This is a genomic window from Microbacterium sp. (genome assembly GCF_051953575.1).
GTDB lineage: Bacteria > Actinomycetota > Actinomycetes > Actinomycetales > Microbacteriaceae > Microbacterium.
Genome location: NZ_JBQCIP010000021.1, coordinates 1 through 9,333 on the forward strand (window position 1 = coordinate 1; position 9,333 = coordinate 9,333).

Sequence of the window (9,333 nt, forward strand, 5' to 3'; positions counted from 1 at the left end):
CCCCGCGGTGGGTGGGGGGGGCGCGGGGGGCGGGGCGGCTCCGGGGGGCCCCCGGGTTTTTTTGGGGGGGGGCCCCCCGGCCGGACCCGTTCGTGACGGCCCGCGCGGGGGCACGGGGGTCAGGCGTTCTTGCTGTCGCGCCAGCGCAGCCAGGACTCGACGAGGTCGTAGTCGAAGTCGGGGCCGCGGAAGCCGAACGTGATGAGGCGGGCGCCGGCGTCGTACAGCGCGTCGGCGTGGTCGACCCCGTGTCCGTAGACCTCGTTCGAGATCACGAGGTTCGAGGTGTCGCGCTCCTCGCGCTCGGCCCAGCGCTCGATGACCTCGACCTTGTGCGCGATCTCGTCCGGGGCGACGAAGCTGTGCCAGATGTCGGCGTGGCGGGCGACGAGGCGCAGCGTCTTCTGCTCGCCCTTGCCGCCGATCATCACCGGGATCCTGCGCGTCGGCTGCGGGTTGAGCTTCGCCCAGCGGGCCTCGATGCGCTCCAGGCCGGCGGCGAGGTCGTCGAGCCGCGAACCCGGGGTGCCGAACTCGTAGCCGTACTCGTCGTAGTCGCGCTGGAACCAGCCGGCGCCGGTGCCGAAGATGAAGCGGCCGGTGTCGCCGCCCTTGGCCGAGATGTGGTCGATCGTGCGGGCCATGTCGGCCTGCAGGTCGGCGTTGCGGTAGCTGTTGCAGTTGACCAGCGCGCCGAACTCGACGCGCTCGGTCTGCTCGGCCCACGCGCCGAGCATCGTCCACGACTCGAAGTGCAGGCCGTCAGGGTCTCCTGAGAGCGGGAAGAAGTGGTCCCAGTTGAAGAGGATGTCGACGCCGAGGTCTTCGAGCCGGCGGACGGCGTCGCGGATCCCGTCGTAGGAGGTGTGCTGGGGCTGGATCTGCACGCCGAAGCGCACGGGGGTGTCGAGGAGGGGCATGGGGCAAGACTAGGGCCGCCAGGGTCAGGCCCGGCGCGCCCGGGCGGCTTTCAGCGCGGCATCCGTCGTGTCCCAGATCGCGACCCCGACGATCACGAACCCGATGATCGCCGCGAGGATGTTCTGCACCGTCGCACCGTCCGCGCCCTCGATGATCGTCGGGAAGAAGTCGGGGTTGATCAGCCGCCCCTCGGCGAGCAGCCAGAGCGCCGGCACGGCGATGATGAGGTTCAGGATGCCGTTGGCCACGGCCAGCGGCACGGTCCAGCGTCCGACGCCGTAGACGGCGATGGCGAGCACGGCCTCCATGGCCATCACGAGGAACAGCGCCATGATCCACCACGGCCACAGCCCGTCGTCGAGGAACGACAGCCCGCGCTGCGTCGGCACCAGGCCGATGAAGTGGTCCCACAGGATCACCGCCGCCATGATCAGCAGGAAGGCGATCGACGTGATCATGTCGCCGAACCCCGCGCCGCGCTGCCGCGGCTCGGGGAGCCGGTCCGGCGTCCAGGGCTCAGAGGTCATCGTCTCGTGGCCGGTGCGCTCGAGCACGACGAAGACGAGCGTCGTCCAGAAGGCGACATGGAGGGCCGCCGTCAGCACGGCCACGACGGCCGAGGCGATCGTCTCGCCCACGGTCGCGCCCTGCAGCACCTGGGCGAGCCCGACACCGAAGGCCGTGCACGGCAGGACGATCCACAGCAGCAGCTTGAGCAGGCGCCACCAGTCGAGGTAGTAGCGCGGTCCGATGAGGTGCAGCTGGCGCCCGGTGTACCCGGCGGCGAGCAGGTCGGGATCGCCGAGGTCGGTGAGCACCGCACGTTCGGCGGAGTCGGGGTCGGCGCCTTCGGCGATGCGCGCCTCGATCTGGTCGTCGATGGAGCCGCGCAGTTCGGCGGCGAGGTCGGCCCGCTGGTCTTCGCGGACGGTCCGCATCGCGGCGTCGACGTAGCGGTCGGTCAGGGTGTCGGTGGTGGTCATCGCGTGCTCCGTGGTGTTCAGAGTTCGGTCTCGAGTCCGTCGATCGCGGTCGCGATCGCGTGGAAGTCGTCGGTCAGCGCACCCGCGAGGCGCGCGCCGGCGTCGCTGGTGCGGTAGAACTTGCGAGGCCGCGCCTCGTCGGTGTTCCACTCGCTCGTCAGGAACCCCTGCTTCTCGAGGCGGCGCAGCAGCGGGTACAGCGTGTTCGCATCGGTGGGGAATCCGCGATCGCCCAGCTCTTCGAGCAGCCCGTAGCCGTAGCCGGGCGTCTCGAGCAGACGCAGGCAGGCCAGCACGACGGTGCCGCGCCGCAGCTCCTGCAGGTGCGTCTCGAGGATCTCGGATTCGCTCATGCCTCACACCATACTGTGTGTCGCACACTATCGTCAACGGCACATCAATGTTTTCTCGCACCCGTTGCAGGATGGACGCGTGAGCACCGACGCGCCGCTGCCCCCGCTGGACGACATCCTCGATTCCGCCCGCGTGGTGGCCCTGCCGCTCGCCACCCGCTTCCGCGGCATCGACGTCCGCGAGGCGCTCCTGTTCGAGGGACCCGAAGGGTGGGCCGAGTTCTCGCCCTTCGCCGAGTACGGCGACGCCGAGTCGTCGACGTGGTTGGCGGCGGCGATCGAGGACGCGTGGATGCCGCGCCCCGCGGCCGTGCGCGACGCCATCGGCGTCAACGCCACGGTGCCGGCCGTGCCGGCGGCATCCGTCCCCGACGTGCTGGCCAGATTCGACGGATGCCGGACGGCCAAGGTGAAGGTCGCCGAGGCCGGACAGCGCCTGGCAGACGACATCGCCCGCGTGCGCGCCGTCCGCGAGAGCATGGGGCCCGAGGGCCGCGTGCGGATCGACGCGAACGGCGGGTGGAACGTCGACGAGGCGGAGCGCGCCCTGCACGCCCTGGCCGAATTCGACCTCGAGTACGCCGAGCAGCCGTGCGCGAGCGTCGACGAGCTCGCCGAGCTGCGCCGGCGCGTGAAGTACATGGGCATCCCCATCGCCGCCGACGAGAGCGTGCGCAAGGCCGAGGACCCGCTCGCGGTCGCACGGGCCGGCGCCGCCGACCTGCTCGTCGTCAAGGCCCAGCCGCTCGGCGGCGTGCGCCGGGCGCTGTCGATCGTGGCAGCGGCCGGACTGCCGGCGATCGTGTCGAGCGCCCTCGACACCTCCGTCGGGCTGTCGATGGGCGTCGCGCTGGCGGCATCCCTGCCCCGCCTCGACTACGACTGCGGCCTGGGCACGGCCTCGCTGTTCACCGCCGACGTTGCCGACCCCCCGCTCGCACCGCGGGACGGGACGCTCGCGACCGGTCGCGTGACGCCCGACGCACGCCTGCTCGCCGAGCATGCGGCGGGCGCCGAGCGCCGGCAGTGGTGGTTCGACCGCGTGGCGCGGTGTCACGCGGTGCTCAGCACCGGGGACTGAGGGTCAGACGGGGTCGACGAGGGCCGTGGCCACCCGCGCGGTGCGCTCGTTGACGAGCGTGTGGGTCTGCTCCGCGCCCAGACCGCTCATGACCGCGAACGCGGCGGTGTCTTCCCAGGTCTGCAGGATGATGCCCGCGAACTCGGTCGCCGGCAGCCGCAGCCGGAAGCCGTAGGTCTGCGCGAGGCTCTCGATGAATGAGCCGACACGCTCGACGAGTCCGGTCTGCCAGTCGATGTAGGTCTTCGCCAGGCGCGGGTCGCGCATCGCGCGCGTGCGGATCTCGCTCGTGAGCAGGATGCCCTGCTTCTTGTCGAACGCCGCATCGAGCAGCTGCCGCACGAGGGCACCGGGCTCGAGGTCCTCGCCCCTGGCCTGCAGCGCCGCGACGCGCTCGGCGACGTCGTCGATCTTCTCGCCGGCGACGCGCTCGGTGAGGGCGAGCATCAGCTCGTCCTTGGTCTCGAAGTTGGAGTAGAAGGCGCCGCGCGTGAAACCCGCGCGCTCGCAGATCGCCTCGACCGAGGCGGCGTCGACCCCCACCTCGGCGAACACGAGGGCCGCGGCATCCAGCAGCTTCTGCCGGGTCGCCTCGCGACGGGGGGACGTGACGGCAGCATCTGCCGCCTGGGTGTCGGTCATGGTTCTCCTCTCCGCCAGTCTCACACGGACTACTCAGCTTCGGGCGGCGAACCCGCTTTACGATACACTCATGTATCCGATACAGCGCTGTATCGACATGTCCCGAACCTCTCGTCCCTGATCCGGATCCGGCTCTCTGGAGAACCCATGTCGACTGTCCTGTATGCGCTCGGCCGCTGGTCGTACCGCCACCCGTGGCGCGTCCTCGTGTCGTGGCTGCTGCTGCTCGCCCTCGCCGGAGCCGGCGCCGCGGTGTTCATGAAAGGCACCGACAACTCCTTCTCGATCCCGGGCACCGAGGCCCAGGAGGGCATCGCGCTGCTCGACCGCAGCTTCCCCCAGGCCAGCGGCACCAGCGCGCAGATGGTCGTGGTGGTCCCCGACGGCGACAGCGTCACCGACGACCCCTACAAGACCGACATCGGCGACGCCGTCTCGCAGTTCGAAGACATCGACGGCGTGATCGCCGTCACCGACCCGTACGACGAGATGGTCAGCGGCATGGTGGCCGACGACGAGTCGGCGGCGATCGTGCGCCTGCAGTTCGACGGCCAGTCCACCGACGTCTCGGCCGAGACCAAGACGCAGCTCGAGGACGTCGCCGCGGACCTGCGCGACACGCTGCCCGCCGGATCGCAGGTCGCGATGGGCGGTGACCTGTTCTCGACGTCGGTGCCCGCACTGTCGATCATCGAAGCCGTCGGCGTGCTCATCGCGCTGTTCGTGCTGATCGTGACGTTCCGCTCGTTCGCGGTGGCGTGGTTCCCGCTCGTCTCGGCCCTGATCGGCGTGGGACTGGCGATCGCCCTCATCTACGTCTCGACCGCGTTCGCGTCGATCTCGTCGACCACCCCGATGCTCGCGATCATGCTGGGGCTGGCGGTCGGCATCGACTACGCCCTGTTCATCGTCGCCCGACATCAGGATCAGGTGCGCGCCGGCGAGGACCCCGAGGAGTCCGCCGCACGCGCCACCGGCACCGCCGGATCCGCCGTCGTGTTCGCCGGCGTGACGGTGCTCATCGCGCTCATCGGCCTCGGCTTCGCCGGCATCCCCTTCCTCACCACGATGGGCATCGCCGCGGCCGTCGCCGTCGCGATCGCCGTCGTCGTGGCGATCACGCTGACCCCCGCGCTGCTCGGATTCGCGAAGGAGCGCGTGGCCGGGTGGGGTCACGGCACGAAGCGCCGGCGTGTGCTGGAGCGGGGGATGCCGCTCGGCGGCCGCCGCGGGGCGGCAGCGGCTGACGGGGCAGAGGCCGAAGACGCCGACGGAGCCGACGCTGCGGGCGAGCTGCCCGCCGACACCCGCCCGGCGACGCGCGCGCACGCGGTGGCGACCCCGGTCAAGAAGCCCAACCGCTGGGTGATGCTCGTGACGAAGCACCCTCTCATCACGACCCTCGCCGTCGTCATCACGCTGGGCGTGGTGGCGATCCCGGCCGGCAGCCTCGCGCTGGCGCTGCCGAACGCCGGCCAGCAGCCCGAGTCGAGCCAGGCCCGCCAGGCCTACGACCTCACCGCCGAGCACTTCGGGCCCGGCGCGAACGGCCCGCTCATCATGACGGGCACGATCGTCACCTCGACCGACCCGCTCGGCCTCATGGCCGACCTCAAGGCCGAGATCGAGAAGGTGCCGGGCGTCAAGGAGGTCGCCCTGGCGACCCCGAACGAGACGGCCGACACCGGGCTCATCCAGATCGTGCCCGAGACGGCGCCGGACGACCCCGCCACCGCCGACCTCGTGCGCGCGCTGCGCGGGCTCGCCCCCGAGCTGAAGGACGAGTACGGCGTCGACCTGCTCGTCACCGGTTTCACGGCCGTCGGCATCGACATCTCTGATCAGCTGGGCGCCGCCCTGCTCCCGTTCGGCATCTTCGTGGTCGGCCTGTCGCTGATCCTCCTCATGATCGTGTTCCGCTCGATCTGGGTGCCGCTCACGGCCGCGCTCGGCTACCTGCTGTCGGTGCTCGCCGCGTTCGGCGTGGTCGCGGCGGTGTTCGAATGGGGCTGGGGCGCCGACCTGCTGCACGTCGACAAGACCGGACCCGTCATCAGCTTCATGCCGATCATCCTCATGGGCGTGCTGTTCGGCCTCGCCATGGACTACCAGGTGTTCCTCGTCAGCCGCATGCGCGAGGACTACGTCCACGCGCGGCGCGGCGCCCGGGGGGACTCCGGCGCGCACGCGACCCGCAGCGACCGCGACATCGCGATCGGTGCCGTCCGCTCGGGCTTCACCGCGTCGGCCCGCGTCGTGACGGCCGCGGCCGTCATCATGTTCGCCGTGTTCGCCTCGTTCGTGCCCGAGGGCGACTCGTCCATCAAGCCCATCGCGCTGGGGCTCGCCGCCGGCATCGCGATCGACGCGTTCCTCGTGCGCATGACCCTGGTGCCTGCCGTGATGGCGCTGCTGGGGGCCAAGGCCTGGTGGATGCCGCGCTGGCTCAACCGCGCCCTCCCCCATTTCGACATCGAGGGCGAGGCCGTGGAGCGCGAGCTGTCGCTGGCCGAATGGCCCGAGCCCCACACCACCGCCGCGCTCGTCGGCGAGGGCCTCGCCGTCACCGCCGACGGCGGCCGCGCCGCCGGCGAGGTCGCCCTGTTCGACCACGCGGCCTTCCGCGTCGAGCGCGGCGGCACGCTCATCGCCACCGGAGACCCGCGTGCGGCGCGCGCCTTCGCCCTCGCCCTCGCCGGGCGCCTGGCCCCCACCGACGGCCGGCTGCGCGTCGCCGGGCACCTGCTGCCCGAACGCGCCGCCTGGGTGCGCGGCCACGTCGGACTCGCGCTGCTCGGCGATGTCGACGACCGCGTCGACGCCGTGCGCCACGGTCTGAAGGGCGCGTCCATCGTCGTGATCGACGGGGTCGACTCCCTCGACGCCGCCGAACGCGATCAGGCCGCGGCGCTCATCAGGGACGCCGCCGAGGAACGCCTCGAACCTGCCGGCGATGCCGCGTCCCGTCTCACGCTCGTCGTCACCTCCCGCACCGAGAGCGCCGCGCTGGCGCTGCTCGCCGACGTGCACCGACCCGACGTCACGTCCGTCTCGCTGCGCGTGCAGGGGGCGGCATCCACGACCTCCACCGAATCCACCACCGCAGAGGTGAACGCATGACCCCCAACTGGATCACTACGGCCATCGAGCGCTCGCGCTCCCGCCGTCCGGTGACATGGCTGACGCTCATCGGCGTGCTGCTGCTGCCCGTCGTCATCGGCGGCATCCTGGTCGCCGCGCTGTACAACCCCACCGAGCGGCTCGACAGCCTGACCGCCGCGGTCGTGAACGAGGACGAGCCCGTCACGATCAACGGGCAGATGGTGCCGCTCGGCCGGCAGCTCACGGCGGGCCTGGTCGAGGGCTCCGACGACGTCGACAGCAACCTCACCTGGTCGATCTCGAACGCCGACGACGCGGCCGCGGGTCTCGCCGACGGCACGTACGCGGCCGTCATCACCATCCCCGAGAACTTCTCGGCCGCCGCGACCTCGACGCAGCCGGGCGAGACGCCCGAGAAGGCGACCATCCAGGTCACCACGCCGCCCGACAGCCTCATCGTCGACGACGCCATCACCTCGCAGGTCGCGTCCGTGGCCGCATCCAGCATGGGCACGCAGCTGTCGCAGGTCTACCTCGAGAACGTGTTCCTCGGGTTCACGACGCTGGGCGACCAGCTCGGCACGGCGGCCGACGGCGCGACGCAACTCGCGGACGGGGCGACGAAGGCGGCGGACGGAGCGGTGAGCCTCGCCGACGGCGTGCGCAAGCTCTCGGACGGCGCCTCGCAGCTGTCGTCGGGCCTGACGACGTGGGCCGGCGGCGCTCAGCAGGCATCGGCAGGGCTCGGCCAGTGGGCCGCCGGCGCCCAGACCCTCGGCGGGAGCACGCGCCAGATCGCGGGCGGCATCGGCCAGATCGGCGCCGGGCTCGCGCAGGTTCCCCAGATCCCGCAGAGCACGGTCGACCAGGCGAACCAGCTCGCCGCCAACAGCGACGCCATCAAGGCCCAGGCGGCGGCATCCGTCACGCAGCTGAAGCAGCTCGCCCAGCAATGCGTCGACCAGGGCGGCCCGCAGGACATCTGCGACGGCATCTCGACCGCCGCGGCGCAGGCCGAGCAATCGCTCACTCCGATCAACGGCATCCTCGACCAGTCCGGCGCGATCGCGCAGGGTGTCGCGGGGCTCAGCCAGATCCCGGCACTCGGCAACACACTCGTGGGCATGTCGGGCAACCTGCAGCAGATCGCCGGGGGCATGGACGGCCTCGCGGCCGGCGCCACCTCGGCGGCGACCGGTGTCTCGAAGCTCGCCGACGGGGCGACGCAGCTCTCATCGGGCGCCGGCCAGCTCGCGACCGGCGCATCCAGCGCAGCCGACGGCGCCGACGGCCTCGCCGACGGCGTGGCTCAGCTCGCCGACGGCACCACCACCCTCGCCGACGGCCTGCACACGGCATCCGACTCCCTCCCCTCGTACACCGACCAGCAGGCGACCGACCTCGCGTCCGTCGTCGCCGACCCGGTCGAGGCCGACGGCGTCGGCTCGTCGCTGTTCGGCGCCTCGGCGATCCCGCTGCTGGCGACCCTCGCCCTGTGGTTCGGCGGGCTCGGCACGTTCATCGCGCTGCAGGCGGTGTCGCGCCGCGCGCTCACCTCGCGCAGGCCGTCGGCGCTGCTGGCCCTGCGCTCCTACGCCCCGGCGGCCGGGCTCGGTGCCCTGCAGGGCCTGCTCGTGGCCGGTGTCGTGCAGGCCGCCGCCTCGTACTCGTGGGGCGAGTGGTGGGTGTTCGCAGCTGTCTGCGTCGTCGCCGGCATCGCGTTCGCCGCAGTCAACCAGGCCCTCGTCGCGGTGTTCGGCGGAGCCGGGCGCTGGATCGCGGCCCTCGTGGGTGTGCTCACCGTCGCGACAGGCATCGTCTCGACCGTGCCCGGCGTGCTGTCGAGCATCGCCGGACTCATGCCGACATCGGCCGCGTACCAGGGCATGGTCGCCGCGCTCACCTCGGCGTCCGGGCTCGGTGCGGCGTTCGCCGGCCTCGTGATCTGGACGCTCGTCGCGCTCGGAGCCACGATGCTGGCGGTCGCACGACGCCGCACCACGTCGGCCCGTGCGCTGCTGAAGACGACGCCCGTCACCGCCTGATCCGCAGGCCCTCGCCGCCCCGGTCGCGTTCGCGGCCGGGGCGGCGTCTGCGTGCGGCATCCGCTCTTGCCTGTCGTCCGCATGTGGCGACTCGCCGAGACCCGATCGTGCGACCGCCCGCTCTCTGACGGTGGAAGGGAGGAGTACCGGCGGGCCGAGGTCGTCGGGGGAGAGTCAGCCCGACCCGCCGGAGCATGTGGGACGGC

7 protein-coding genes are annotated in these 9,333 nt (G+C 71.9%); 3 read left to right on the plus strand and 4 right to left on the minus strand.

The annotated features are described in order from the left end of the window. Positions 1–119: 119 nt before the first annotated feature. From ACTHNQ_RS01595 to ACTHNQ_RS01605, 3 genes are read right to left on the minus strand one after another with little or no spacing between them, the layout of a single operon-like run. Positions 120–920: an LLM class F420-dependent oxidoreductase gene (locus ACTHNQ_RS01595; RefSeq protein ID WP_440330693.1), complete on the minus strand. Its 801-nt coding sequence runs from the start codon at positions 918–920 to the stop codon at positions 120–122. 24 nt (positions 921–944) lie between these two features. Then, a complete protein-coding gene (locus tag ACTHNQ_RS01600) occupies positions 945–1,904 on the minus strand; it encodes a permease prefix domain 1-containing protein (RefSeq protein ID WP_440330694.1) in 960 nt (319 codons plus the stop codon). Between the two features lie 17 nt (positions 1,905–1,921). Further along, complete coding sequence (locus tag ACTHNQ_RS01605) at positions 1,922–2,257, minus strand: PadR family transcriptional regulator (protein WP_440330695.1); 336 nt, start codon at positions 2,255–2,257, stop codon at positions 1,922–1,924. A gap of 79 nt (positions 2,258–2,336) precedes the next feature. On the opposite strand from ACTHNQ_RS01605, the gene ACTHNQ_RS01610 reads away from it, so the two are divergent. Next, positions 2,337–3,338, plus strand: coding sequence for an o-succinylbenzoate synthase (locus tag ACTHNQ_RS01610; protein WP_440330696.1), 1,002 nt, complete (start codon positions 2,337–2,339; stop codon positions 3,336–3,338). Between the two features lie 3 nt (positions 3,339–3,341). On the opposite strand, the gene ACTHNQ_RS01615 is transcribed toward ACTHNQ_RS01610, so the two are convergent. Further along, positions 3,342–3,980, minus strand: a complete 639-nt coding sequence (locus ACTHNQ_RS01615) for a TetR/AcrR family transcriptional regulator (RefSeq protein ID WP_440330697.1) — start codon at positions 3,978–3,980, stop codon at positions 3,342–3,344. Positions 3,981–4,127: 147 nt separating this feature from the next. Here ACTHNQ_RS01615 and ACTHNQ_RS01620 point away from each other — a divergent pair, with 147 nt between their 5' ends. Further along, positions 4,128–7,100, plus strand: a complete 2,973-nt coding sequence (locus ACTHNQ_RS01620) for an MMPL family transporter (protein WP_440330698.1) — start codon at positions 4,128–4,130, stop codon at positions 7,098–7,100. Then, positions 7,097–9,127, plus strand: a complete 2,031-nt coding sequence (locus tag ACTHNQ_RS01625; protein ID WP_440330699.1) for a YhgE/Pip family protein — start codon at positions 7,097–7,099, stop codon at positions 9,125–9,127. Before ACTHNQ_RS01620 ends, ACTHNQ_RS01625 begins: the two co-directional genes overlap by 4 nt. The last annotated feature ends 206 nt before the right edge of the window (positions 9,128–9,333 follow it).